Origin of the sequence: Chroococcidiopsis sp., from assembly GCF_051657925.1 — a bacterium.
Lineage (GTDB): Bacteria > Cyanobacteriota > Cyanobacteriia > Cyanobacteriales > Chroococcidiopsidaceae > Chroococcidiopsis.
Genome location: NZ_JBOFLP010000229.1, coordinates 1 through 26,032 on the forward strand (window position 1 = coordinate 1; position 26,032 = coordinate 26,032).

Below are 26,032 nucleotides of genomic sequence, written 5' to 3' on the forward strand. Positions count from 1 at the left end.
GAAGGCGACAACAAATTGCGCGAAATGGGGATAGATACTCCAAATATTTATACTCCTGTCGATGTTCGCGTGAATGTACCTACTCCAGAAGGAGCTTTGGAACGCCGTTAAATCAGTTGTCAGTTATCAGTAGGGTGGGCAACGCCCACCTAATACTTAAATTTTATGCATCAAACAAGATTGCTAAAACGCCAATCATCTTAATAATTGATTCCTGGTTCTTATTTATAAGATATTTCAACTTTCTTGAAGTTAATTCCTCAAATCCCTTCACCCTTTTGTACACTTAGTTTATACAAAGGGGTGTTTCAGTTGTTAGGGAGCGCACGAGCAGGAAGCAGGGAGTAGGGAAAAGAGAGCTTCAGGTGCTGAGGGGCTTCAGGTGCTGAGGGAGCAACTCAAAATTCAAAATTTATTCCGAATTCCGAATTCTCTCCACTACACCCTACACCCTACACCCCATTTTTCACTAATCACTTAAAAATGTTAATTGGATTCATAATTGCTGTTTTAGGACTGAGTTCGCCATTAAATTATTATCAAAATAATTTATCTTTACCATCAAATAGTCAAACAATTAAACCTATGAATTATTCAAGAAGCTATTCGTATTCTCATACTGTTGCTAGTACTTATAGTCAATCTTCTAGTCAATCATCTACTCAGTCATCGCAGCAACAAACAACCGGAATCAGCTTGAATGCAACCGCACTGCGATCGCCTCACATTTTATCAGTTGCGATCGCCGGAAATACTCGTCTAACCGGAAAAGTCATGGTAGATGGGGTAGAAGTGAAAAAACTACAAGCAAGTCAAACAAGCTTCAATTTAGTGCCTTATTTAACAAAAGGAGACAACAAAGTTGAAATTATTGGCGAGTATCGACCAGTTTCCTCTAACGTGGCGATTAAACTTTCTGGACCAGGGACACAAATATCACAGCAAGTCAGTGGCAACGGTAAATTAAGACAAACGCTCATTATTACCATTCGTTAAGCTTTTTCAAAAACCTCTTATTTGTTTGTGAATAATTAAGTTATAGGGTAGGCATCGCTTGCCCTATTTTAGATTTGGTCTTGCATAACCATTCTACTTCGCTCCTAACTAATAATAAGAGTAGATAGGATGATAACTTTATACCCATCTCCCCCTCCACTTTGTCCGAGGAAAGGATCGCTATGGCTGACGGTAACAATAATAACGCCAATTTTTTAAAAATCGTTTATACCAAAGTCACAACCAACGGTCAAACGGAGTTAGTGCCACTTAAGCTCTACTCGGAAGTGCCGATTGAAGAAATTGCCTTGCCTGAAGTTAAAACTCAAACAGCAAATACGGCAACGGGAATGTTAATCGCTAATCGTTATTTGCTACATCGAGTTTTAGGACAAGGAGGGTTTGGACGGACATACCTAGCCTACGACCAACATTGCTTTAATAAGTTTTGTGTTTTAAAAGAATTTTTACCAGATTCAATTGCGACGCATTGTTTGCAAAAATCTCGCGATTTGTTTGAGCGAGAAGCAAGAATATTATATCAAATTTCTCATTATCAAATTCCTAAGTTTTTAGCGTGTTTTGAAGATAACGGACGGCTATTTTTAGTTCAGGAATACGTCGACGGCAAGAATTATTCTCATATTTTGCGAGACCGTTTACTAAAAACCGGACAAGCCTTTTCTGAAGCAGAAATAGTGCAATGGCTTCAGCATTTATTACCTGTATTAGATTATATTCATCAACACGGAATTATTCACCGCGATATTTCTCCCGATAATATCATCTTTGATGGGGAAAAGAATTTACCCGTATTAATTGATTTCGGCGTAGGTAAGCAGGGAGTAGAAGCATCTGGTAATATGGCTGCTAATAACTCCGAGCAAGCCTATATTAACTATAAATCTATGGTGGGTAAAGTTGGCTATGCGCCCCACGAACAGATTCGGATGGGTCACTGTTCTCCTAGTAGCGACCTCTATGCTTTGGGCGTGACTGCGATTGTTTTATTAACAGGTAAAGCACCCCATGAATTGCTCGATCGCTATTCTTTAGAGTGGCTCTGGCAAGATTATAAACCCGTCAGTCACGGCTTGACTCAAATTCTGAATAAAATGCTTGCCGACAGACCGCGAGAGCGCTATCAATCGGCAATGGAGGTACTTTCAGCAATGGGTGGAGGGCGATCGCAGCCTACTGTAATTAATCCACCTGGGACAGGATTTGTACCGCAATCGCCACAAACAACTGTATTTCCCAGTCAACAACAGGCTTCTTTTTATCCGCAGACTACAGGTAATTTTCCATCACAACCACCACAAGTCACTCCACCTCCAATCGAGCAACGTTCCTCGCTGCATCCTGAATTCGTGAAACTTTGCCATCAAGAACTAACTAATTTTGTGGGACCAATTGCGAGTTTTCTAATTCGAGAAACTTTAACTCAAAACCCTAGTATATCGGCTCATATGTTAGTAGAAGTTTTAGCCGAAAAAATTCCCAATCCACAACAGGCGATCGCGTTTCGTCGTCGTTTGCACTAGCTCGAAATATATATATGAAATATATATATTAGTAGAGTACATTATTTAACGAATCCTACAAATATTTCACTGCTCCCTACTCCCTACTCCCTGCTTCCTACTAATGGTAAAGCATAAATTCCTAAATGATTAGTAACTGGACGCTGACGTGTAGGTATGCGCGTATGAATTGGTGAATTTAATGCCATAGGTTTACCATTAATGGCTGCCACTAAAGTTGCGAAACCACAACCATCTAAATTTAATTTTAAGCTTGTAGGGTGCGTTGGATAACCCACCCTACGAACTCTTCTGGTATTGGTGTAGCGATCGCGTGATTAGGCAGTATCTTGACAGATAGCGATCGCCCCCTGTAGTAATGCTGTAGTAGTGCTATTGTCTCACCCCTACTTTGCAGCACAGTCATGACAATCGAACAACTATTCAATGGTGCAAATATCTTCGTTTTACCCTTTTGGGTATTAATAATTCTGCTGCCGAATTGGGTCGTAACCCGAAAGACAATGGAATCTTACTTACCATTTGTTGCCCTAGCAGCGTTGTATGGCTTTTTCTTCGTCAACAGTCTCACTGCTGACAATGCCCAAGCTTTATCCAATCCCCAATTAAAACTAGCAGATCTCGCCCAAATCTTTGCCGATCCGAAAGTCATGGCGACGGGATGGACTCATTATCTCGTTATGGATTTATTTGTCGGACGCTGGATTTACTGGGAAGGACAGCGCACCGGAGTTTGGACAATCCACTCATTAGCCTTGTGTTTATTTGCAGGTCCTTTAGGCTTACTCTCCCACATCCTCACTAGCGCCATCAGCCAAAAGTTCTTTACTCGTACCGAAGAAGCTAAGGTAGAAACTGCTACCACTTCTAGCTAAATTGGTAATGGGTAATGGGTAATTGGCAACAGGTAAGAAGCAAATTCTGTCTTCTGTCTCCTGTCTCCTTCCGATTGCTGACAACCGATCGCTGACAATGCTACAAGTTGGTGGTAGAGCGATCGCTCTTATACTAAAACGGTATTCGTAGTTGCCAACTCCAGGCAGAACAAGTTCAACAATAGCCATAGCAAGAAAGAATTACACCCTGCTATATGCAACCAATTCGCACGTTTAATGTCTCTCCTCGCCTATCGCCACGCCTCGAACCTCTCCGGCGGCTGGCTTACAACTTGCATTGGGATTGGAACGTTGAAAGCAAAGATTTATTTCGGCGCTTAGACCCCGATTTGTGGGAATCGAGCCATCATAACCCCGTGTTAATGTTGGGTAACATCAGTCAAGCGCGGTTGCAAGAAGTGGAGGAAGATGAAGGCTTCTTGGCGCAAATGGACAGAGCAGCCCGTCAGCTAGATGACTACTTGCAAGAACGCACCTGGTATGATAAGCAACGGGGACAAAAGACGGGAGACGGTAGCCTTGCCAAGCAGCACACGCTCCACGAATCTACGCGCTATGCCAAAGAGTGTTACGCTTATTTTTCGGCAGAATTTGGTTTAGTAGATTGTTTGCCCATCTACTCCGGTGGCTTAGGGGTACTAGCAGGAGATCATCTCAAATCTGCGAGTGACTTGGGTTTACCGTTGGTGGGTGTGGGCTTACTCTATCAGCAAGGCTATTTTGCCCAATATCTCAACGCTGATGGTTGGCAACAAGAACGCTATCCCATCAATGACTTTTATAATATGCCACTGCACTTAGAGCGCAATCCTGACGGCTCTGAGATCCGCGTTGCAGTAGACTACCCTGGAAGAACCGTCTATGCAAGAGTCTGGCGCGTCCAGGTGGGGATGGTTCCGCTGTACATGCTCGATACCAATATCGAACCGAATGGCGCATACGACCATAACATCACCGACCAACTCTACGGCGGCGACCTCGATATGCGCATCCACCAAGAAATTATGTTGGGAATTGGTGGCGTGCGGATGCTAAAGGCGTTGGGATATAACGTCACGGCATACCACATGAACGAAGGACACTCGGCATTCTTGGCGCTAGAACGCATCCGCGTGTTGATGCAGGGTGAAGGTTTGAGTTTCACTGAAGCCAGACAAGTCGTAGCGGCAAGTAACCTATTTACCACCCATACCCCGGTTCCCGCAGGGATCGATTTGTTCCCCGCGGACAAAATGTTGTATTACCTGGGACATTATGCCGATGCATTCGGGTTGGGACGCGATGAGTTTTTGGGCTTGGGACGCGAAAATACTGGGGATCTGAGCGCGCCTTTTAGTATGGCAGTGTTAGCGCTGAAAATGGCGACTTTTGCCAACGGGGTAGCCCAGTTACACGGTGTCGTCTCGCGCGAGATGTTTCAAGGATTGTGGCACGGTGTTCCAGAAGAAGAAGTGCCAATTATAGCCATTACTAACGGGGTTCACGCCCGTAGTTGCGTTGCTAAGTCAACCCAGGAATTATACGATCGCTATTTGGGTCCGAATTGGTCTTCAGCCCCCAGCGAAAATCAGTTATGGGAACGGATGGATGCAATTCCCGATGAGGAGTTGTGGCGCAACCACGAACGCTGTCGTCTGGACATGATCGTGTACGTGCGAGAGCATCTAGTCAAGCATTTGCGCGATCGCGGCGCTTCTCCTGCTGAAATTGCCGAAGCTCAAGAAGTTCTAGATCCCTATGCTTTAACCATCGGCTTTGCACGGCGCTTTGCTACCTACAAGCGGGCAACTTTATGGATGCGCGACTTTAAGCGGATCGAGAAAATTCTTACCAATAAAGACCGCAAAGTACAATTTGTCTTTGCAGGTAAGGCACACCCTAAAGATATTCCCGGCAAAGAACTGATTCGCGAGATCAACCGCTTTATTCGCGAACACGGGTTAGAGAAGCAAGTTGTTTTCGTCCCGAATTATGATATGCATATTTCGCGGTTGTTAGTTGCTGGCTGCGACGTTTGGCTCAACAATCCCCGCCGTCCCCGCGAGGCTTCCGGTACGAGTGGAATGAAAGCAGCGATGAATGGACTACTCAACTTGAGTGTTTTAGATGGATGGTGGGATGAAGCCGATTACGTCCGCACGGGTTGGGCGATCGGACATGGAGAAATTTACGACGATCCCAATTTCCAAGATGAAGTCGAAGCAAATGCCTTGTACGATTTAATCGAGCAGGAAGTTGCCAGACTATTCTACGATCGCGATACTGACAATCTGCCCCGCCACTGGATTGCCAAAATGAAGGATGCAATTCGGATTAACTGTCCGTTTTTCAATACTTCCCGGATGGTAGGCGAGTACGCCTTACGGGGTTATTTCCCAGCTAGCGATCGCTACTCTACCTTAACTGCCGATAAATTTGTCCCAGCAAAAGAATTGGCTCGTTGGAAAGCCGATCTAACCGAACACTGGAACTACATTAAAGTTGTCGAGATCGATATTGCCGAACCAGCAGAAATTCAAGTGAATCAAAATATTGCTGTCAAAGCCAGAATCGATCTTGCCACATTGTCCCCTGATAGCGTGCAGGTAGAACTGTATAAAGGTAACGTTGATGCTAGTGGGGAAATTGTCAACGGCGTACCAATTACGATGCAGTTTCAAGGTACAGATCCACAGGGGATGAGTATCTATACGGTTGAAATTAACTACACCACTTCTGGCTTACAAGGATTGTCATTACGGGTATTGCCAAAACACAAATATCTGTCCAATCCCTACGAGACGCGACTAATTCTCTGGGCGGAGGACTCCAGCGCCGTCAAGGTTAGCAGCTTGGACGGGCAAGGGAGCAGGGACAACAATGTACCCGCTGGTGCGATCGCCTAATACCCAGTTCCGCTCTAAACCCCAGTACCACCAATGCGCTGCTACATAAGCACAAATCAGACTATCTAACTGGTCTTCCACTGCTTTGAGGGCAGCGCCTTGTAGTAGGAACGAAGTAGGATTCAACATGAATTGGATTGCTGGTTTATTGTGGGGGGTCTCAAAGCCCCCCTTTTTAAGGGGGGTTGGGGGGATCTGCGAGGATTGGTAGGAGACAAAGCCCCCCTTTTTAAGCAGGGTTGGGGGGATCTCCGAAACATCTTGCATTCCCTCCTGGCTCAAAATTAAAGCAGGTTCTAGAATTGACAAAACATCAACTATACGATCGCGGAGTTTGAGCAGTTCTAAGTAACGTTCCGCAAGCTTTCCTTTTTTATATTTGAGAATCCGATCTAGCTGAAACAAATGCACGATCGCAGGATGCGGAAACACCTCAATCTGATAGCGTCCTAGTGCTTGAGGAACAATTTCTGGCGCGTGATGGAATTCCCTAGCTTCTAAAGCTAGACCAAAATCTACTGTCCTTTGAGCAAAAGGTAGGCTGAGATTAGCTGGATAGCAACCAGCGTGATATTTACCAAAATATTTGTGAGTGAGTTTGTCGGGTAAACGCATCCCTGTGGCGTTGGGGATTAGAGTCGGCGCATCTACAGCAACAATGGCTGGTTCCTCTAGTTGTACCCAAGTATCGATCCAAGCGAGGATGTCGGCAATAGATTCTCTACGATCTAAATCCAACACCTGTAATTGTCCGTTTACCAATTCTAAACAGCACAACCCGCTCGCACCAGAAACCCAGCCCAAATCTATTCCTAGAAATTTCATTTCTCAAAAAATTCATTGTGTTCGACTATACATCTCTCTGGGAAGAAGATTGTACTTTCGATTGCACCTAGTTTAAGCCTTTAGGTAGGGTAAAGGATTAGCAATCGGCAGCTACTATCAGACTATGACCGCAATGTTGAGAAATATTTAGAGAGATTGACAATGGAAACCCGCCCTGCTACAGATTTACCACCAGTTGCTAAAGCTTATAACGGTGTAGACCGCAATAGCTTCCTTTTTGGTTGGAATCCACAAGCTGAACTCTGGAACGGACGTTTAGCAATGATTGGATTCCTTGCTTATTTACTATGGGATCTAGCTGGCCATAGCGTACTCCGCAACGTATTGCATCTAATTGGCTAATTTTGTTCGCTAGCTTAACAGAAGTAGAGACGTTAGATAAAACGTCTCTACAATTCATCAGCGTTCAATTAACAAACAAACTCGATGCGTTGAAAAATACCAGTGCGATTCGATGTCTGCATCTAGTAGTTCACAACAGTAATCTAGCAACCAGATTATTATAAACTTTGCCCAAACAGAAATCTATTTATGGTTTATTAAGCAGATGTATGACCAATTCATAATGCAAGTTTTAGAGATGGTTTCAGTACCAATTTTTTCTCTAATTGCTTGCTCAAGTTTAGTGCTATTTTTAGTAACTATTTCTATCACTGCCAGCGATGGCATTAGGTACGTCAAGCGAATGCATCAAATTCCCTGCCCCGATTGCCAGTTTTTTACAGGCAACTATCAACTCAAATGTGCGCTTCATCCCATTTCTGCTACAACAGAAGAGGTAATTGGCTGTCGCGATTTCTGTCATAAAAAACCTGTTTTAACTTATAGCATCCGTCAGTTCCTCAACTAAAAAAGTATCAATTTGATAGGTATGATGTAAGAGACAACTTGCTAAAAACTGCCACTTTTTCGTAAACCTGAAGTATCAAACATAAAACTGGAGAAAATGTAAATGTCTCACTTTCGCACTCTTCGTACTAAGCTTACCAATGCCGAGATTTTGAAGGCTTCTTTGAAAGATTTAGGCATGTGTGTTCAGACAGATACTTATATTCGTGGCTATAACGGTCAAAGAATTAAAGCTGATATTGTAGCCGTGCTTGAAGGCGAACAAGATATTGGTTGGTCGCGTAACGCCAATGGTTCGTTTGACATGATTGCCGATCTGCCTGGTGTTGGTAGGAAAAATAATGTAGCTGAATTAACCAATGCTCTCAATCAAAAATATGCAATTAACCAGACATTAGCACAAGTCAAGCAACGCGGACTACAAACTGCAAATGTCAACTTAGTACTGCAAGATTAGTTGCTTTAGCAGGGGTGCAGTCCTATGCACCTCTTGACTATTTTAGTATCTTGTATTTCTGCCATTGTATTTATGCCTTTATGACGGAATTTATTCTAAACCCTATCGCCAAATGTCACTCTTCACTGATAACTGATAACTGATAATTCATTCCTCGCTACATTATAAATAGCAACTCTATCGAGTCATTTGGAATGCAGGTTATTCGTCTTAACGCACTCTCTGATAATTACATCTTTTTACTCCACGAACCACAGCAAAATATTGCTGCTGTGGTCGATCCAACGGAGGCTGAACCAGTTTTAAAACAACTGCAACATCTGGGTGCAGAATTAGTGGCGATTTTCAATACCCATCACCATCACGATCATGTGGGTGGAAATCAAAAGCTAATGCAAAAATATCCACAGCTGACAGTTTACGGTGGAGTCGAAGATAAAGGCAGAATACCAGGACAAAAGGTCTTCTTACAAGAAGGCGATCGCGTTTCATTTGGCGTTCGCACTGCTGAAGTTTTCTTCGTCCCAGGACACACCCGCGCCCATATCGCTTACTATTTTCCTCCTACCACAGCCGACGAACCTGGAGAATTATTCTGTGGCGACACTCTATTTGCTGGAGGTTGCGGGCGATTATTTGAGGGTACGCCGACCCAAATGGTAGAATCTTTGAGCAAATTACGAAATTTACCCGATAATACCCGGGTTTGGTGCGCTCACGAATATACGCTGAAAAATCTGCAATTTGCTTTGACTGTAGATGGAAATAATGCAGAACTGCGATCGCGCTTTGCCCAAGTTAAATCAGCCCGCGATCGCGCTCAAGCAACTGTGCCATCATTACTGGGAATAGAAAAGCAAACTAACCCATTTTTACGCTGGCAACAACCCGAACTACAAGCAGTTACTAAAAGTCAAGATCCCGTGCAAACATTTGCCCGTCTGCGGGGCATGAAAGATAGGTTTTAACAGTTATCAGTTATCAGTTGTCAGTTATCCCCGATTTTGTAACTCTTGTTGCAAAACTTTTTGGTATATTCGTGGCAGAGAACTGGTCATCGCGTTATCTTCAATTCCGTAACCGAGACTCGTCCAAGTACCGGAAAGCAGCCTTAACACTCGGTCTAGCTTGCCTTGACGCAACAATTCAGCTATGTCCGTTCCCCACTCTTGCGAGTCGTTGAGCCAAGCATAAACCACCTTATCCTGATATCTTGCCTCAAAACTATAAGACTTCCACAAGAGAAAGCCAGAAGGCTGAGGGTGGTATCGAGGGGCGAGAGCGTACCAAGTTGTATTTATCATTTGATATCGCCCCGCTGCGGTAGAGCAATTTCCCTTGTTGGGACCGCCAACAATTGTGATACAGCGTTCTGGATGACGGCTCAAGTCGTTAACGCGCTGACCGCCATAGACTAGAGAATAGGGTCGAGAACCATTTGCCTCGCTAGCGGAGATCGTCCGCATTAAAGCCCGAATGTAAGGATCTCCCCCCTGCATCACCAGAGGAGGAAAATTACTCTCAAAAGTAGGATCGGGAGGCGATTTCTCTTGAGGTAAATGCCGCAGGAAGGAAAGTAAGACAAATGCAGCAATACCAGCAACAACTAAGCGCCTTCTACCGATCCTTTTAGCAGCCTGCGACGACGATCGCATAGGTTTCTTTCCCTGCTCCCTGCTACGCGGCGAGGACACCTCGCCAGCCGCCCGCTTCCCTACTCCCTGCCCATTAGGCGACACCAGCAAACAAATCCGCCAAATTCTTCTCTGGGGCTTCTGGTTTGGCGATCGCCTCGACAATTTTATTCCGCGCTGCTGGTTGAAATAAAGCTTCCACACAGACTTCAGCTACTTTGGTGCGCGGAATGCTACCGCTTAAAGACAGCGTGTCGGGAGAATATAACACGATCTTATCTGCGTTATCTTCATTCTTTAACCCGCCAGGACGGACGATTGTATAAGTCAAACCACTTTTTTGAATGTACTCTTCCGCTTGCTTCTTCCAAACCAAAATTAACCAAAACAAGTTGAGTGGATGGAAGAATTGCGACGCACCAACCGAAGACACCAAAACAAAATGCTCGATGCCTTTGGCTTTAGAGACATCGACTAGATTTTTCGTGCCTTCGTAGTCTACTTTATAAGGTGCTGTGGGGTCGAAGCCAGGTTTTGCTCCTGTCGCACACAAAACGACCGTACTATCTGCGATCGCAGTTTCTAAGGTACTTGGCTGTAGCACGTCACCCTGCACCAATTCGGCAGCATTAGGTAGAATTGCTCTAGCCGACTCCAAGTTTCGCACCAGCGCCCGCACGGGAATATTTCGTGCTACGAGTTGCTGGACGATCCTGCGACCTGTCTCACCTGTTGCGCCTGCTACAAATGCTTTCATAGTGATTATGTTAAATAAACGACAGTTATTTGTCCTGCTATCTCTAAATTTTAAATTTGATAAACATTTGATGAACTCTGCCAGATTGACGTTTTGTTTTAGTAAAGATCGAGTTGGGAACAGCAACCTCTAACTTATCGTGGGCATCCTGAATATAGAGACCAGATTAGACACAAGGGCTTTTATGCTGTCAAGCAATCGCAAATACCAATACATGGAGGCTTCAAAAACGGTTTGGGATGCAGCAGCCGTGCCAGAAGTAGAAGTACCAGCCGAGAAACTAACTCGCTTTCACGGTCAGTTTACCGACTGTATGGAAATGTATGCTGACGTGCATACTGTTGCCGAATATCTTAACGCCCATCAGGGTTGGTTTTGTCGCTGCGCTCAGCCGATGACAGTAGAGCCGCTTGGCGCTAACGGTTATGCCTTGACAGTCGGTCGCTTTGGTGCATTCAATTACGAAGTAGAACCTAAAGTCGGTTTGGAACTTCTACCTCCAGAGTCAGGCGCTTATCGAATTAGAACGATCGCCATTCCAAATTACGTTGCTCCTGGCTACGACGTAGATTTCAAAGCAGTGATGAATTTAGTGGAAACTGCTAGTACTAACAGTCATGACAACGGTGTCGTTACTGGAGTCGAGTGGGAACTCGATCTATCGGTTTATTTGCATTTTCCCAAGTTCATTCAGCGCTTGCCGCAATCTGTCATTCAAGCTACAGGCGATCGCCTCTTGAATCAAATCGTGCGTCAAGTCTCCCGCCGTTTAACTCACAAAGTACAGGAAGATTTTCACACGTCCTTCAATTTAACTTTTCCCAAAAAATCGAAGCGCTTTCGTAGCTAATGTTAGAGCGCGATCGCGCTCTAACATCAATATTGCTCACTGATTAGTAATAATCCTCTGGACAATTTGTACTCCACTTACGGCTTGCCAACTAAATAGAGCTAAAATCGTGGCATTTAGGACAATATGGGTGTATCTCGCCCAATCTTGTCCTTTTTGCATGAAAGGAGACAAGCTAGCAGAGATAGCAATCATTCCTGTCATACCTAGTCCCGCTAAAAGGTGGGGTCCAACAAATAGCTTGCCGTTATTAATGTAAGTCACAGCCATCGCACCAATCGCACCCAGCACCATCAGCGCCAGAATCAGCGAGCCAACTTGGTAGTGTTTGACGTTATATCTACCTTTGAGCAGCTCTTTCTTTTTCTCGCCTTCAGCAGTTCTTGCCCGTCGCCACTGTATGCCCAAATAGAGCGCATAAATTGACACTCCTAGTAATATCCACATCAACACTGGATGGAAAAAATTGAGCCAAAACTTGACTTCTGGGGAGAGTAGAGTATTCATCGTGCGTTCACCTGGCTTTAAGAATCTTTATAAAAATTATAATAGGGAGCAGGAAGCAGGGAGTAGGGAACAGGGAGTAGGGAACAGGGAGCAGGGAGCAGGAAGCAGGGAGTAGGGAACAGGGAGCAGTGACCAGTTATCAGTGACTAGTAATTTCTCCTCTACCCCTCAGCTCCCGATCGCTCCCTCAGCTCTCTTTCCCGCACACCCTACACCCCACACCCTACACCCCACACCCACACCACTCAATAGTCTTTTGCCTGACCGATCGCGCTCTATGAGATGATTATGAGCATGGATAGTCGTGGTGTCTCCTTAATTCGAGCGGTAAAAAGTGGCGACGTTGGGCAGGTAACAGCGCTAATCGATCGGGGTGTTGACCCTAATGAGTGCGATCGAGAGGGTACGACAGCCTTGATGTTTGCCGCTCAACTTGGATATAGAGAAATCGTTCGCGTGTTGCTCGATCGCAATGCCAATCCCAATATCCACCGGCAACTTTTTGGCATTACGGCTTTGATGTTAGCAGCTGCGTCCCACCGTCTCGACGCGATCGAACTCCTGATTGCAAGGGGAGCAGATGTTAATGCTGGAAATGACGACAACAGCACAGCCTTGATGGTAGCGGCTGCCAAAGGAGATCTTGAAGTCGTACAAATTTTGTTACACGCGGGTGCAGCTGTCAATTCTAAAGACAAAGATGAGGATACAGCACTGCTCCTAGCTATTCAGCACGGACACGATCGCGTCGTCCAAGCTTTACTCGTTGCAGGGGCAGATCCAAACCAAACCACAGCAGGCGAAACAGCTTTAACTCTAGCAGCAGCAACAGCTAATACTCAGATAGTCAAAGTTTTGCTGACACATGGCGCAGCAGTTAATGGCAAAAATTGGGAAGGTAGAACGGCACTCATGCAAGCTGCGCAAAGAGGTGATGTTGCCGTGACTCAATTGTTGCTAACTCAAGGTGCTGAGCTGAATTCAAAAGACGATGCTGGCGAAACAGCTCTCACATTGGCAGTAGACGGAGGAAACCTAGAGATTGTCAAAGCCTTGTTGGAAGCCGGTGCTGACGTGAAGGCAAGGACGGAAGATGGTAGTACGGTAGTCGCGATCGCGGCGGCTAGCGGACAAGGGGAGATTGCCTCTGCTTTGCTTCTATACGGCGCTGACATTAATGCTAAGGACAAAGATGGAGAGACCCCCTTACATTTGGCTACCGTTGAAGGCTATGCTGATGTACTAGAGACCCTACTCGAATGCGGTGCTGATGTCAATGTCAAAAATCAGCTTGGCGATACTCCGCTGCTGGTAGCAGCTTTGCAAGGACACAGCCAAATTGCCGAAGCATTGCTACGACGGGGTGCAGACCCCAATGTCAGGAATTTAGACGAAACTCCCCTCAACCTTGCCGCTAGCCTCGGTCGCACTGAGACAGTCAAAGTATTGTTGAACTACGGTGCAGACCCAAATATCCAAACAGCAGAGTGCAAAACCCCTCTGATGCAAGCAGCAGACCGTAACCAGATTGGTGTAATGCAACAACTATTAAAAAAAGGCGCAGATGTGAATCGCCAAGATGCAGCCGGAGCCACAGCCCTAATGTGGGCAGCCCATCGAGGTTACACCGAAGCCGTAGAATTATTATTAAATGCAGGGGCAAATGTCAACTTAAAAAATCGAGGCGGACATACAGCACTGACGATCGCCGAGTTTAACGGTTATACAAATGTGGTGCGATCGCTCCAAGCCGCCGAGAGTAAGTCGTAAATTGTAAGTCGTAAGTCGTAAGTCGTGAAGAGGGTGTGGGGTGTGGGGTGTGGGGTGTGGGGTGTAGTGAGTGGTTAGTCATAACTACTGTCTTCACCGATCGCTGGTCACTGGTCACTGATAACTGCTCGTGCGCTCCCTGCTCGTGCGCTCCCTACTCCCTACTCCCTGACAACTGCTCACTGTTTCACTCCGGCTAAATATGCTCCTCAAAGACTAGCACCGTCCATATTGGCATCGGTTAAGTTGGCTTGGGTAAGATTTGCCATTTTCAATTCTGCTCCACTCAGGTTAGCACCTTTGAGATTCGCTCCAGATAAATTAGCGCCATTCAAGTTAGCACCACTTAAATTTACGCCACTCAGAGCAGCGTTGATGGCATCGATTCCTTTAAAATCTCTCTCTCCAGCTTGATAGCGCTCGATTAGTTCTGAAACGTTCATCTTCACCATCGATTCTCACAGTAGGATTGGTAGTAAGCATCAAGCTTGTGCGAATAGAATTCGCAGACACGTACTAGGTTCGCCTGCACGGACTCTATAGCCTGCAAAAGCAGGCTTTGCCTGTGTAGTCGTGACTTACAGTCGCAAGAGCGCTTACTCGTATAAGTTTTGCAAATATAAAAAGCGAGAAAAGTAAGATTAGATACTGATGTTGGGGAAGGTGGAGCAATTTATGCAAATCGAGCAATGTCTTCATACCGCTATACTAGTCTCCAATTTAGAGCAAGCCGATCGCTTCTATGGGGAAGTTTTGGGATTAGCCAAAGTCGAGCGATCGCTCAAATTTTCTGGGACTTGGTATCAAGTCGGCACGTATCAAATTCACCTCATTGTTGCACCCAGCGTACCTTTTACAACTCAAAATCCCGAAAAATTGGGTCGCAATCCTCATATTGCTTTTGCTGTATCCGATTTAGATGCTGCCAAACAAAGACTTTTGACTCACAACTGTCCTATACAAATGAGTGCTTCTGGTCGTGCTGCTCTTTTTACTCAAGACCCTGACGGTAATATCATCGAACTGAGTCAGTTAACAGTTGTCAGGGAGCAGGGAGCAGGGAGCGCACGAGCAGTTATCAGTGACCAGTGACTCCTGACCAGTGACCAGCGATCGGTGAAGACAGTAGTTATGACTAACCACTCACTACACCCCACACTTCCCACACCCCACACCCCACACCCCACACCCTCTTCACGACTTACGACTTCATGACCGCCTTTGCTTACTGCTATACCGATCCTCTCCTCGATCCGACACCCGATCTCGGTCGGTGGCAGGGTGTGGATCGAGTTTATCAAGACTTGGGGCAGCGATCGCAGTTGCAGCAGTTGTTGAGTGACTGTCAGACAGCACCACCAAACTGTTTGTATATTCGTCGCTTGGACGATCTAGGCGATACTATGGCAGAAATAGGCGATCGCTTGGTTCAATTGCAGGCATTGGGTGTAAAGGTAGCGATCGGTGAATCGTCTTTAGCTACCGATAGAGGGAGTGAATTAACGCTACAGACAGATTTAATTCAACTTCTCGCCATAGGACAACAGCAGCGCAGCCGTCGCCTGCGTCAGGGACACGCTCGCAATCGTCTCAATGCCTTGCCTCCTCCTGGTAAAGCTCCCTATGGTTATCGGCGTGGTAAAGAAAAATACGCGATCGACCGTACTACTGCCCCAGTCGTGAAAGATTTTTTTGAAAACTTTCTCCTGTTCGGTTCTTTGCGCGGAGCAGTAAGACATTTAGCACAAAAATATGGCAAAAAGATTTCCGTGACTACCGGACGACGTTGGCTGACGAATCCTGTTTATCGAGGCGATACAGCTTATCAAAACGGTGAGACGATCGCCAATACCCACGTACCAATTATTTCTCGGGAAGAGGCGGCTCAGATCGATCGCCTGTTGCGGCGTAACCGCCAGCTCCCGCCGAGAACTGCTAGCGCTCCTCGTTCCCTCGTCGGATTAGCGATCTGTAGCGAGTGCCAAGCTCCAATGACGGTTGTGAGCGTTACTGCTCGTCGCCAAAAGCGAGAATATCTCTACTTACGCGCCTTGCAATGTCCTCAACGCCCTAAGTGTGGTGCTATTGCCTACGAACGGGTATTAGAACAAACAATCGCTGCCATTTGCCGCGATTTACCTGATGCTGTGGCTCAAATGAATTTTCCTCAATTGGATGCAGCAAAGCAGTCTTTACTCAACGCGATCGCCAATCGGGAAGAGATTCTAGCTCAACTCTCTCAGCTTACTAGTACAGGTGTTTTGGATGAAGAGACTGCTAGTTTACGCGCCTACAAACTCCGTGCGGAAATTTCCCAGTTACAAGCTAAATTTGCGACTTTACCACCAGTCAATTTACGTTCCGTAGCTCAAGCTGTATCCATTCCCCAATTTTGGCGTGATTTATCTGAATCGGAGCGTCGCTTCTACTTTCGCGAATTCATCAACCAAATTCAGATTTTGCGCCAAGATACGACTTGGCAGGTGCGCTTAGTTTTTGTTTTTTAATATTAGGCTTCACTTCAATATTAGGTTTCGCTTCTCAGACGCATTGCTAGTTCTGCAAATAAAGCCGATAAGGTAATCCGATTAGCTTTGTCGCTCCGAATTTCCTGAGTTTCTCGCTCGACTGTTGCTAAAATTTCCGCATATTTTTTTCCTATATCCTCGTTCATATTTTTGGATTGGTCTAAAATCTGCTGGCGTAAATCTCGGGCAATTTTATTTGTTTGCTCGTCCAAATCAAAAAGCTTTCTCTCTAGATTTTCAACTTGGTTTTTATGTTCTTGAGTCAGTTCTTTTAAAGTTTCATCTCTACTAACCTGCTGTTTTTTAACGACTTCTGTGAGAGAGTCAATTTCTTGTCTGATGTAGGCTTCCAATCCATCCATGCGCTTTCTTGTATCTTCCCGCAGTTCTGTAAACTCTTTCAGCAGTCGTTCTTCAATCCGGTTAAATCTTTTATTATTTTCTCGAACTTGCGTCCCGAAGAGAATCTCTCGAATTTTATCTAAACTTCCACTGCTCAAGTTTTCTACCTGAGTATATTGAGAACCATTTGCTCCAGTTGAAATCGGTTCGTTTTTTGGAGATTCTCCATCTATATATTTGATATTGTCCTCTGTCGATGCACTCATTATTGACTCCTTGTCTTTTCCTGAAAATGATTTATTGACATTTTCATTCTTGCCAGATCGTTTGCGATCGCCATCCCAACTTGACTCAACTTTTCTAGTTTAGACGAGATCGTCTCTAAAACTTTTTCCTGAATCTTTTATGCTTTCGTGCTGGTGTATATACTTGAATTTACTAAAATTAATCGTAGCGCGAGTGCTTGAGGTTAATTAAAGTTTTTTAAAAAATTTAAACTTCGCATACAACAAAATCTTGGAAAACCAAGAAAATATTAAAAAATTTTACACAGCTCGTCTTTGTCACAAAGAACTGTAACAAGATAGATCTTACTGAGTTTCATCGTTTCCAGTTTTGAGCAGTGTAACAACGTAACTATCGTGAGAAAATGTTAATTGCCTGCGATCGCAACTAACATGAGCAATACAATATTAAAATTCATAGATAGATGTCTCGCCGATAAAGAGCGTGGGTATATTTACAGGAAATAGACCAAATAACTTGGGCGTGCGCGATGGCAAGCTAGCCCCATGTCCGAATACGCCTAACTGCGTCTCTAGTCAAAGTGCAGATGCCAGCCATAAAGTGGAGCCGCTAAACTATACATCTGCTCCCGAGGTGGCGTTGACCCAACTCAAACAAGTTATCTCAAGTTTACCGAAAACAAATATTGTGACGGAAACTGACAGCTATATCTATGCTGAATTCACGAGTGCGATAATGGGTTTTGTCGATGATGTCGAGTTTGATTTAGATCGCGACGCACAAGTCTTCCACGTCCGTTCGGCTTCTCGATTGGGTAAATCCGATCTGGGCGTAAATCGCAAAAGAATAGAGACAATTCGAGCGCAGTTTCAAGAACTACAAGCACAAAATTCCGCTTAGTACAAGAAGAAAAGAAATAAAACTGATAACTGGTCACTGGTCACCGATCGCTGACAAAAAAATACCCTCCTGCTGTGGCTTGAGGAGGGTTTGAATCTTTGCATGAGGAAGCAGACTGTTTGGTCTACTGAAAGATAGAATAGAAGGCTAATGTGACATAAATGTGACACAATTTTCAATTCGATCGCCTTCTCTTTCAATCGCAATCCGTTTGTAGGGGCGTACAGGCGTGCGTTCCTACTAATTTTATGGATCTCACGAATTAATCCACGAAGTCTGGGGGCATCTCAGGTTGTGCCTTGTCATTTGAAGAAATTGGACGCTGACCATCCACATTCAACGTCCTGTCAACTTTAAAATCATTCGCAGCGATAGGGCGTTGACCGTCAATATTTACCGTTTCTTTAATGTCTAGATCGCTGGGATCGACGGGACGGCTACCGTCTACATTCAATGTCTCTTGAAATTGTAAATGACTAGCAGCGATCGGACGCTGACCGTCCACATCCAGGGTATCGCGCACTTCATTTTTATCAGCAGTAATCGGGCGTTGACCGTCAATATTTACCGTCTCTTTGACTTGAATTTCACTCGGATCGATTGGACGATTACCATCTACATTAATTGATTTTTGGGGTGGCTTTTTGCGACTCATGTTTTTCTCCTATATCGATCCCTATGGGTACAAATCGTTAACTGGGGGCGGATTTGTTGAGATCTTGCTATAAAAATAAATATTTTTGGTGAACCCGCCCCTACAGACTCACTACTTTTGCGATCTTCTTCGCGCCTTTGCGCCTAACGCTACGCTTCGCCTACGGCTGATGCGCGACACAAAATCATTTCTTTACTTCCACCACAATCCAAACTTTATCTTTTAACCACATCAAAAACATCTACTAAAAGTCCAATCGCAAAAAACTAAAAATCCCCCACCCGTAGGTGAGGGATTTTCTCATTTAACTACACAACTGGTAGAGGCGTTAACCAAACTTACCAGCCGTGGAGGCAATGAGGAACGCAGCATATGTGAGGATGTATCCAGCAGCGAAGTGACCTAAGCCGACAATCCGAGCTTGAACGATGGATAGAGCCACGGGCTTGTCTTTCCAGCGAATCAAGTTCGCTAGAGGAGTCCGCTCGTGCGCCCAGACCAAAGTTTCGATCAATTCTTGCCAGTAACCGCGCCAAGAGATCAAGAACATGAAACCAGTTGCCCATACCAGGTGTCCCAACAGGAACATCCAAGCCCAGACAGACAAGTTATTCATGCCATAGGGGTTGTAGCCGTTGATTAGCTGAGCTGAATACAGCCACAGGTAATCGCGCAGCCAGCCCATCAAGTATGTCGAAGACTCGTTGAATTGAGCTACGTTGCCTTGCCAAATACCTAAGTGCTTCCAGTGCCAGTAGAACGTAACCCAACCAGCAGTGTTTAGTACCCAGAAAGCAGCCAGATAGAAGGAGTCCCAAGCGGAGATGTCGCAAGTACCACCACGACCAGGACCGTCGCATGGGAAGGCATAACCGAAGTCTTTCTTATCGGGCATCAGCTTGGAACCACGGGCATCCAACGCGCCTTTAACGAGTACCAACACGGTTGTGTGGATCGCTAAGGCAAAAGCGTGGTGTACCAAGAAGTCGCCAGGACCGATGGTCAAGAATAGAGAGTTCGTGCCGTTATTGATTGCATCCAACCAGTTAGGCAGCCAGGCAGCGCCAGCGGTGGAAGCAACGCTATCGGGATTCGATAGCAGGGTATCGAAGCCGTACAGGACTTTCCCGTGAGCGCCCTGAATGAACTGCGCGAAGACTGGTTCGATCAGGATTTGCTTTTCAGGAGTACCGAAGGCTACTACAACGTCGTTGTGGACGTATAGACCCAAGGTATGGAAGCCCAAGAAGAGAGACACCCAAGACAAGTGGGAGATAATCGCTTCTTTGTGCTTCAAGACGCGATCGAGAACATTGCCTTTGTTTTGCTCTGGGTCGTAGTCGCGTACCCAGAAGATTGCAGCGTGGGCAAACGCACCCAACATCAACGCACAAGCAATGTACTGGTGATGGGTATACAGCGCTGCTTGTGTCGTGAAGTCCTGCCCGATGAATGCATAGGGAGGCATCGCGTACATGTGCTGTGCGACCAAGGATGTGATCGTTCCCAGTGCAGCCAATGCCAAAGACAGTTGGAAGTGCAGGGAGTTGTTGATCGTGTCGTACAAGCCTTGGTGAGGCAGGTTGAACTGACCTTCGGTGCTAGCGCCAAAGAATTTCTTGGCGTTGAGCATTTCTTTGATGCTGTGACCGATACCGAAGTTGGTACGGTACATGTGTCCGGCGACGATGAATAATACCGCGATCGCCAGGTGGTGGTGAGCCATGTCCGTCAGCCACAAGGACTGGGTTTGGGGATGGAAACCACCTAAGAAAGTTAGAATTGCGGTTCCTGCGCCTTGACTCGTACCAAATACGTGATTGGCAGTGTCGGGGTTAGCAGCATACGCGCCCCAATTACCAGAGAAGAAGGGTTGTAGCCCATCTGGATGAGGTGGGGTGGTGAGGAAGTTACTCCAACCAACGTGCTGTCCGCGAGATTCGGGGATCGCAACGTGAATTAGGTGTCCAGTCCAAGCTAAAGAGCTAACGCCAAACAGACCAGCTAAGTGGTGGTTGAGGCGTGGCTCGGCGCTCTTGAACCAGGAGAGACTGGGGCGGAACTTGGGTTGCAGGTGCAGCCAGCCAGCGAACAGGAAGATAGACGCTAGTAGCAGCAGAAAAACGGAACCCATGTAGAGGTCGTTATTTGTCCGCATCCCAATGGTGTACCACCAGTGGTAAACACCAGAATAAGCAATGTTAACGGGATAGCTTGCACCACCTTGGGTGAAAGCATCAACTGCGGCTTTGCCGAATTGTGGATCCCAAATCGCATGAGCGATCGGACGGACGTGTAGTGGGTCTTTAATCCACTGCTCGAAGTTGCCTTGCCAAGCGACGTGGAACAGCAGGCTAGATGCCCACAGGAAGATGATTGCCAAGTGACCGAAGTGAGTGGCGAAGAGTTTCTGATACAGATTCTCTTCGGTCATCCCGTCGTGGCTTTCAAAGTCGTGAGCGGTTGCGATGCCGTACCAAATCCGACGTGTCGTCGGGTCCTGGGCTAGGTCTTGGCTAAATTTAGGGAATTTTGTTGCCATAGGTTACGTGAATCCTCTGACCTATTGCCATCAGCAATCCATAAGAATTGCTGATGACTGAATGCTAACCTACTGAAAGTATTCGCGCCTCGAAGAACGCCCAGATCGTGACGATCGCGCCCAAGAGGTAGTGGGCTACTCCCACAGCTCGACCTTGAATGATGCTCAAAGCGCGAGGCTGTACGGTGGGAGCGACTTTTAACTTGTTGTGCGCCCAAACGATCGATTCGATCAGCTCTTGCCAGTAGCCGCGACCGCTGAACAAGAACATTAAGCTAAATGCCCAGACAAAGTGAGCGCCTAAGAACAGCAGTCCGTAAGCGGACAACGCCGAACCGTAGGACTGAATTACCTGAGCGGCTTGCGCCCACTGGAAGTCACGCAACCAACCGTTAATGGTAGTGGCGCTGAGGGCAAAGTTGCCTGCCGTAATGTGATTGATCGTGCCGTCTGGGTCTACCGTGCCCCACACATCCGATTGCATCTTCCAGCTGAAGTGGTAGACGGCGATCGAAATCGTGTTGAACATCCAGAACAGACCTAAGAATACGTGGTCCCAACCAGAAACCTGACAAGTACCGCCGCGTCCTGGACCGTCGCAAGGGAAGCGGAAGCCCAAGTTAGCTTTGTCTGGGATCAAGCGAGAGTTACGGGCAAACAAGAAGCCCTTAAGCAGGATTAGTACAGTAACGTGGATTTGGAAAGCGTGAATGTGGTGGATCATGAAATCCGCCGTACCCAACGCGATCGGCATCATGGCGACTTTTCCACCTACAGCCAGCACGCCGCCACCGAAAGCATAGCTGACGGGTTCGAGGGCGTTAGGAGCGGTAGAACCAGGAGCCAAGGTGTGTAGGTTTTGCACCCACTGCGCGAATACGGGCTGAAGTTGAATCGCCGTATCCGAGAACATATCCTGGGGACGACCGAGCGCTTGCATCGTGTCGTTATGGATGTACAAGCCGAAGCTATGGAAGCCCAAGAACATGCACACCCAGTTGAGGTGAGAAATGATAGCGTCGCGGTGACGAAGGACTCGATCCAGAACGTTGTTCATGTTCGTGGCTGGATCGTAATCCCGCACCATGAAGATGGTGGCGTGAGCCGCACCACCGACGATACAGAAGCCGCCAATCCACATGTGGTGAGTGAAAATGGACAGCTGAGTTGCGTAGTCGGTTGCCAAGTACGGATACGGAGGCATCGCGTACATGTGATGCGCCACGATAATCGTCAGCGAACCCAGCATTGCTAAGTTGGTTCCCAACTGAGCGTGCCAGGAAGTGGTCATGTTTTCAAACAGACCTCTATGACCGTCTCCGGTGAAGGGTCCTTTGTGATTTTCCAGAATTTCCTTCAAGCTGTGACCGATGCCCCAGTTCGTCCGGTACATGTGTCCGGCAATGATGAACAATACGGCGATCGCCAAGTGGTGGTGCGCTTGATCTGTCAACCACAGTCCACCAGTAACGGGATTAAGTCCGCCCTTGAAGGTGAGGAAGTCAGCATACGCACCCCAGTTCAACGTCCAGAAGGGCGTTAAGCCTTGAGCAAAACTGGGATACAACTCAGTCATCAAGTTGGAGTTGAGGATAAATTCTTGCGGTAAAGGAATATCCTTTGCCGCTACCCCAGCATCCAACAGCTTGTTAATTGGCAAAGATACGTGGATCTGGTGTCCCGCCCATGCCAAGCTACCTAGACCTAACAATCCTGCTAGGTGGTGGTTCAGCATTGACTCGACATTCTGGAACCATTCCAACTTAGGAGCGCGTTTGTGGTAGTGGAACCAACCAGCAAACAGCATCAGCGCCGCCATGACTAAACCGCCAATGGCAGTGCAATAGAGTTGGAACGTGTTCGTGATGCCAGCACCACGCCAAATTTGGAAAAACCCAGATGTAATCTGAATGCCGTGGAAGCCACCACCGACATCAGCATTTAAAATGTCTTGACCAACAACAGACCAGACAACCTGAGCGCTAGGCTTCACGCCCAGTGGATCGGCTAGCCAAGCTTCATAGTTTGAAAAACGAGCGCCATGAAAATACATCCCGCTCAACCAGATGAAGATCACCGCTAAGTGACCGAAGTGAGCGGCGAAGATTTTACGGGAAATATCTTCTAGGTCGCTGGTATGCGTATCGAAATCGTGTGCGAGGGCGTGCAGGTTCCAAATCCAGGTTGTGGTTTTGGGACCTCTAGACAAGGTGCGATCGAAGTGTCCAGGTTTTGACCACAACTCAAATGAAGTTGGAACCGGATCGTTATCGACGACAACTCTTGCTTTCTTTTCCTCTCGCTCCGGAGGACTGATCGTCATTTAGACTCTCCTCTCTTGACAAGGAAACAGGAGTGGTTTAATTCACAAATCGGTTTTCTTTGAGTAAGTCAACCATTTGTCTGTTCTATGACATCCATCAGGTAGACCAGAATACCGAATCGCGAAACTGCTTTCTGATGAATTATAAAATCTCGCTTGTCTTCATATTAGGCTTTTGTTAACAATATTTCAAAATTGCTCAACATTAAGCAGGTTCAGGTCTTCAACTTCCCATGACTGTGAAAAAAGTCAAGGGGTTATTTATATAATTTACAAAGCTAAATAATTTGCAACATTTATGAAGAAATGAGTCAGAAGTCAGGAAACAGGCGATGGGAGTTACCTCTTGAGGATGAAGTTTTTTATTAAATTGACTTGTATCACATGCGTGAGTTACATGTAACGCTTGATACTTAGAACGCGAAAGCCGATCTGTCATCTGGCACAATCTGTAAATCATTTCAGGCGATTTACCTGCAACCCTTAAAATTTAGATTGAGGGTGATAGTAAATTTCGAGTATGAGGAGCATTTTGGGTGGTGGCGATCGCAAAACTACGAAAAATGGCTAAGGCTGCGATCGCAGTTCTAGTCGCAGCATGTTTGAGCTTAGGTCTGGTAAGTTGTGGCAGTTCGGATACTTTACGCGCCGCTACTCCCCCAAACTCCCGCAGTACCGTCCAACTTGCAGGTAACATTACCGAAGTCGCCCCACCGGAAGCTATTCTGCAACTGCGTCAAGCCTTGGAAGTTCGCCAGCCGCAAGTGAAAATCTTGTCTCCCCAGCCCGATGAGGTGCTGCAAGACGATACGGTATCAGCCCGCTTTCAAGTCCAAGACCTACCCATTTTTCAAAATTCAGATTTAGGCTTAGGTCCCCATCTTCACGTTATTCTCGATAACCAGCCCTACGAAGCCGTCTACGACGTGCAAAAACCTTTTGTTCTATCCAACCTATCCCCAGGTACTCACACCCTGCGCGTCTTCGCTTCTCGCCCTTGGCATGAAAGTTTTAAGAACGAGGGTGCATACGCTCAAACTACATTTCACGTTTTTACCAAAACCGACGATAACAACCCTAACTCTAGCCAGCCATTATTAACCTACAGCCGTCCTAAAGGTAGCTACGGGGCAGAACCAATCCTACTCGACTTTTACCTTACCAACGCCCCCTTACACCTCGCCGCCCAAGCCGATCCTCAAGACGAAGTTCCCGACTGGCGCATCCGTTGTACGATTAACGGCAAGAGTTTCATTATCGATCGCTGGGAACCAATTTATCTTAAAGGTTTTAACAAGGGGAAAAACTGGGTACAACTAGAATTTCTCGACGAACAAGGCAACCCAGTCAAAAACGTTTTTAACAACACCGTCCGCGTCATTTCCTACGATCCGAATAGTCAAGATACTCTCTCAAAACTGGTAAGGGGCGAATTATCCGCTGCCGCCGCCCGTGGTATTGTCGATCCTGACTACAAGGGCGAAGTAGAAAAAGTGCCTATACCCGTACCACCAGCGATAGAAGAGACTATTCCACCGCAACCAGAAGAAGAGATACCAACCGAAACGAAAGAAAAGCCTGCCGAAACAGAGATTGAAACTCCAGAAACTGAAACTAAAGAACCAGCCCCGATACCTCCAGCCAAAGTAGAAGAACCAAAGGGATTTTTCAATCGCTTCCGCCGTCCTGCTGCTACACCATCCCCGACGCTACCGGAAGTCAAAGAATCTCCTGCACCGGAGTTAACTCCACCTGCTGTAGAACCACAACCAGAAATTTCGCCGGAAGTGGAACCTACAGTAGAACAAGAAGAGAAACCCGAAGCAGCACCAAAAAAACTAGAGGAAGAAAAACCGAAAGGATTTTTCAATCGCTTCCGCCGTTCGCCAGTTGTTGCACCATCGCCAACGCCAGAAGTAGAAGCACCTGCACCAGAATTAACTACTCCTGAAGAAACAGAACCACTACCAGAAATTGCCCCAGAAGTACCAGCAGTAGAAATAACACCGCCAGTCGCACCGACTCCAGCGACTCCCGACTCCCGTACGGGCGGGTTTGGAAACCCGTCCCTACAGACTCCCGACTCCCAACGTTTTGGTGGTTATTTCAATCGTTTTCGTCGTCCACCAACTGCTACACCATCACCCACTTTGCCTGAAGTCGAAGAATCACCCGCATCCGAGTTAAATACTCCTGAACAGGAAAATACTACTCAAGAAATTGCACCAGAGTTAACAACACCAGTAGAACCAAAACCAATTGCGCCAGAAACACCAAAGATTCAAAATCCAATTGGTCAAAAATTTGGTGGTTATTTCAATCGTTTCCGCCGTCCTCAAGTTACGCCATCTCCTAGCATGTCACCTGCTTTACCAGAAATTACAGAACCAAGCGAACAACCAATTCCCCGACAGGAAAATTCAGGTGATGCAGAATTAGTACCATCTATGGACTTACCTGATACAGGCTCTACAAAATAGGAAATTACAATACTTTGCTGGCAAA

At 46.3% G+C, this 26,032-nt stretch carries 27 protein-coding genes; 15 read left to right on the forward strand and 12 right to left on the reverse strand.

The window, feature by feature from the left end:
• Window positions 1-483 precede the first annotated feature (483 nt).
• The gene (locus ACRC32_RS18415) at window positions 484-996 is read left to right on the forward strand and encodes a hypothetical protein (protein ID WP_438555332.1); all 513 of its coding nucleotides are present in this window, start codon (window positions 484-486) and stop codon (window positions 994-996) included.
• Window positions 997-1,178: 182 nt separating this feature from the next.
• Entirely contained in the window at window positions 1,179-2,540 is a 1,362-nt protein-coding gene (locus ACRC32_RS18420) for a protein kinase domain-containing protein (RefSeq protein WP_438555333.1), read from the forward strand.
• 83 nt (window positions 2,541-2,623) lie between these two features.
• Here ACRC32_RS18420 and ACRC32_RS18425 read toward each other — a convergent pair whose 3' ends face one another.
• Window positions 2,624-2,818 carry a hypothetical protein gene (locus ACRC32_RS18425; RefSeq protein ID WP_438555334.1) on the reverse strand — a complete coding sequence of 65 codons (195 nt, stop codon included), beginning with the start codon at window positions 2,816-2,818 and terminating at the stop codon, window positions 2,624-2,626.
• Window positions 2,788-2,946 (reverse strand): hypothetical protein, encoded by a 159-nt coding sequence (locus ACRC32_RS18430; RefSeq protein WP_438555335.1) that lies wholly within the window; start codon window positions 2,944-2,946, stop codon window positions 2,788-2,790. The genes ACRC32_RS18425 and ACRC32_RS18430 overlap by 31 nt, the downstream gene beginning before the upstream one ends.
• Here ACRC32_RS18430 and ACRC32_RS18435 point away from each other — a divergent pair.
• Entirely contained in the window at window positions 2,945-3,415 is a 471-nt protein-coding gene (locus tag ACRC32_RS18435) for an ABA4-like family protein (protein ID WP_438555336.1), read from the forward strand. The genes ACRC32_RS18430 and ACRC32_RS18435 overlap by 2 nt on opposite strands.
• Before the next feature lie 215 nt (window positions 3,416-3,630).
• Window positions 3,631-6,321, forward strand: a complete 2,691-nt coding sequence (gene glgP, locus ACRC32_RS18440; RefSeq protein WP_438555337.1) for an alpha-glucan family phosphorylase — start codon at window positions 3,631-3,633, stop codon at window positions 6,319-6,321.
• Here glgP and ACRC32_RS18445 read toward each other — a convergent pair.
• The gene (locus tag ACRC32_RS18445; protein ID WP_438555338.1) at window positions 6,223-7,146 is read right to left on the reverse strand and encodes a DUF429 domain-containing protein; all 924 of its coding nucleotides are present in this window, start codon (window positions 7,144-7,146) and stop codon (window positions 6,223-6,225) included. The two genes, glgP and ACRC32_RS18445, sit on opposite strands and share 99 nt — an antisense overlap.
• 162 nt (window positions 7,147-7,308) lie before the next feature.
• Here ACRC32_RS18445 and ACRC32_RS18450 point away from each other — a divergent pair, with 162 nt between their 5' ends.
• The 4 genes from ACRC32_RS18450 (at window position 7,309) to gloB (ending at window position 9,441) form a co-directional block, all read left to right on the forward strand.
• Window positions 7,309-7,509, forward strand: a complete 201-nt coding sequence (locus ACRC32_RS18450; RefSeq protein ID WP_438555339.1) for a chlorophyll a/b-binding protein — start codon at window positions 7,309-7,311, stop codon at window positions 7,507-7,509.
• 223 nt (window positions 7,510-7,732) lie between these two features.
• Window positions 7,733-8,017 (forward strand): hypothetical protein, encoded by a 285-nt coding sequence (locus tag ACRC32_RS18455; RefSeq protein WP_438555340.1) that lies wholly within the window; start codon window positions 7,733-7,735, stop codon window positions 8,015-8,017.
• 102 nt (window positions 8,018-8,119) lie between these two features.
• On the forward strand, window positions 8,120-8,473 hold the full coding sequence (locus ACRC32_RS18460) for a DUF1257 domain-containing protein (RefSeq protein WP_438555341.1): 354 nt from the start codon (window positions 8,120-8,122) through the stop codon (window positions 8,471-8,473).
• 194 nt (window positions 8,474-8,667) lie between these two features.
• Window positions 8,668-9,441 (forward strand): hydroxyacylglutathione hydrolase, encoded by a 774-nt coding sequence (gene gloB / locus ACRC32_RS18465; protein WP_438555342.1) that lies wholly within the window; start codon window positions 8,668-8,670, stop codon window positions 9,439-9,441.
• A 24-nt stretch (window positions 9,442-9,465) separates the two neighbouring features.
• Here gloB and ACRC32_RS18470 read toward each other — a convergent pair whose 3' ends face one another.
• Complete coding sequence (locus ACRC32_RS18470; protein WP_438555362.1) at window positions 9,466-10,128, reverse strand: glycoside hydrolase family 24 protein; 663 nt, start codon at window positions 10,126-10,128, stop codon at window positions 9,466-9,468.
• A 73-nt stretch (window positions 10,129-10,201) separates the two neighbouring features.
• Window positions 10,202-10,864, reverse strand: a complete 663-nt coding sequence (locus ACRC32_RS18475; protein WP_438555343.1) for an NAD(P)H-binding protein — start codon at window positions 10,862-10,864, stop codon at window positions 10,202-10,204.
• A gap of 184 nt (window positions 10,865-11,048) precedes the next feature.
• On the opposite strand from ACRC32_RS18475, the gene ACRC32_RS18480 reads away from it, so the two are divergent.
• Entirely contained in the window at window positions 11,049-11,714 is a 666-nt protein-coding gene (locus ACRC32_RS18480) for a DUF1997 domain-containing protein (RefSeq protein WP_438555344.1), read from the forward strand.
• 36 nt (window positions 11,715-11,750) lie between these two features.
• On the opposite strand, the gene ACRC32_RS18485 is transcribed toward ACRC32_RS18480, so the two are convergent.
• Window positions 11,751-12,221, reverse strand: a complete 471-nt coding sequence (locus ACRC32_RS18485) for a DUF4079 domain-containing protein (RefSeq protein WP_438555345.1) — start codon at window positions 12,219-12,221, stop codon at window positions 11,751-11,753.
• 142 nt (window positions 12,222-12,363) lie between these two features.
• Here ACRC32_RS18485 and ACRC32_RS18490 point away from each other — a divergent pair, with 142 nt between their 5' ends.
• Together ACRC32_RS18490 and ACRC32_RS18495 are read left to right on the forward strand one after the other, a co-directional pair.
• Window positions 12,364-12,507, forward strand: coding sequence for a hypothetical protein (locus tag ACRC32_RS18490; RefSeq protein WP_438555346.1), 144 nt, complete (start codon window positions 12,364-12,366; stop codon window positions 12,505-12,507).
• A 2-nt stretch (window positions 12,508-12,509) separates the two neighbouring features.
• Window positions 12,510-13,991 carry an ankyrin repeat domain-containing protein gene (locus ACRC32_RS18495; RefSeq protein ID WP_438555347.1) on the forward strand — a complete coding sequence of 494 codons (1,482 nt, stop codon included), beginning with the start codon at window positions 12,510-12,512 and terminating at the stop codon, window positions 13,989-13,991.
• Here ACRC32_RS18495 and ACRC32_RS18500 read toward each other — a convergent pair.
• Both ACRC32_RS18500 and ACRC32_RS18505 read right to left on the reverse strand, forming a co-directional pair.
• The gene (locus ACRC32_RS18500) at window positions 13,936-14,109 is read right to left on the reverse strand and encodes a hypothetical protein (RefSeq protein WP_438555348.1); all 174 of its coding nucleotides are present in this window, start codon (window positions 14,107-14,109) and stop codon (window positions 13,936-13,938) included. The two genes, ACRC32_RS18495 and ACRC32_RS18500, sit on opposite strands and share 56 nt — an antisense overlap.
• A gap of 91 nt (window positions 14,110-14,200) precedes the next feature.
• Window positions 14,201-14,434, reverse strand: a complete 234-nt coding sequence (locus ACRC32_RS18505; RefSeq protein ID WP_438555349.1) for a pentapeptide repeat-containing protein — start codon at window positions 14,432-14,434, stop codon at window positions 14,201-14,203.
• Between the two features lie 232 nt (window positions 14,435-14,666).
• Here ACRC32_RS18505 and ACRC32_RS18510 point away from each other — a divergent pair, with 232 nt between their 5' ends.
• A complete protein-coding gene (locus ACRC32_RS18510) occupies window positions 14,667-15,083 on the forward strand; it encodes a VOC family protein (protein WP_438555350.1) in 417 nt (138 codons plus the stop codon).
• 119 nt (window positions 15,084-15,202) lie between these two features.
• Window positions 15,203-16,498, forward strand: a complete 1,296-nt coding sequence (locus ACRC32_RS18515) for a recombinase family protein (protein ID WP_438555351.1) — start codon at window positions 15,203-15,205, stop codon at window positions 16,496-16,498.
• Window positions 16,499-16,518: 20 nt separating this feature from the next.
• Here the strand turns inward: ACRC32_RS18515 and ACRC32_RS18520 are convergent, their stop codons facing one another.
• Window positions 16,519-17,127, reverse strand: a complete 609-nt coding sequence (locus tag ACRC32_RS18520; protein ID WP_438555352.1) for a hypothetical protein — start codon at window positions 17,125-17,127, stop codon at window positions 16,519-16,521.
• A 463-nt stretch (window positions 17,128-17,590) separates the two neighbouring features.
• On the opposite strand from ACRC32_RS18520, the gene ACRC32_RS18525 reads away from it, so the two are divergent.
• Complete coding sequence (locus tag ACRC32_RS18525; protein ID WP_438555353.1) at window positions 17,591-18,007, forward strand: DUF1499 domain-containing protein; 417 nt, start codon at window positions 17,591-17,593, stop codon at window positions 18,005-18,007.
• Window positions 18,008-18,269: 262 nt separating this feature from the next.
• Here the strand turns inward: ACRC32_RS18525 and ACRC32_RS18530 are convergent, their stop codons facing one another.
• The 3 genes from ACRC32_RS18530 to psaA all read right to left on the reverse strand — a co-directional run bounded on the left by ACRC32_RS18530 (window position 18,270) and on the right by psaA (window position 23,527).
• Window positions 18,270-18,662: a hypothetical protein gene (locus ACRC32_RS18530; protein ID WP_438555354.1), complete on the reverse strand. Its 393-nt coding sequence runs from the start codon at window positions 18,660-18,662 to the stop codon at window positions 18,270-18,272.
• 328 nt (window positions 18,663-18,990) lie between these two features.
• Window positions 18,991-21,204, reverse strand: coding sequence for a photosystem I core protein PsaB (gene psaB / locus ACRC32_RS18535; protein WP_438555355.1), 2,214 nt, complete (start codon window positions 21,202-21,204; stop codon window positions 18,991-18,993).
• Between the two features lie 64 nt (window positions 21,205-21,268).
• Window positions 21,269-23,527, reverse strand: a complete 2,259-nt coding sequence (gene psaA, locus ACRC32_RS18540; RefSeq protein WP_438555356.1) for a photosystem I core protein PsaA — start codon at window positions 23,525-23,527, stop codon at window positions 21,269-21,271.
• 536 nt (window positions 23,528-24,063) lie between these two features.
• Between psaA and ACRC32_RS18545 the strand changes: the two genes are divergently transcribed.
• On the forward strand, window positions 24,064-26,007 hold the full coding sequence (locus ACRC32_RS18545; RefSeq protein WP_438555357.1) for a hypothetical protein: 1,944 nt from the start codon (window positions 24,064-24,066) through the stop codon (window positions 26,005-26,007).
• Window positions 26,008-26,032 lie beyond the last annotated feature (25 nt).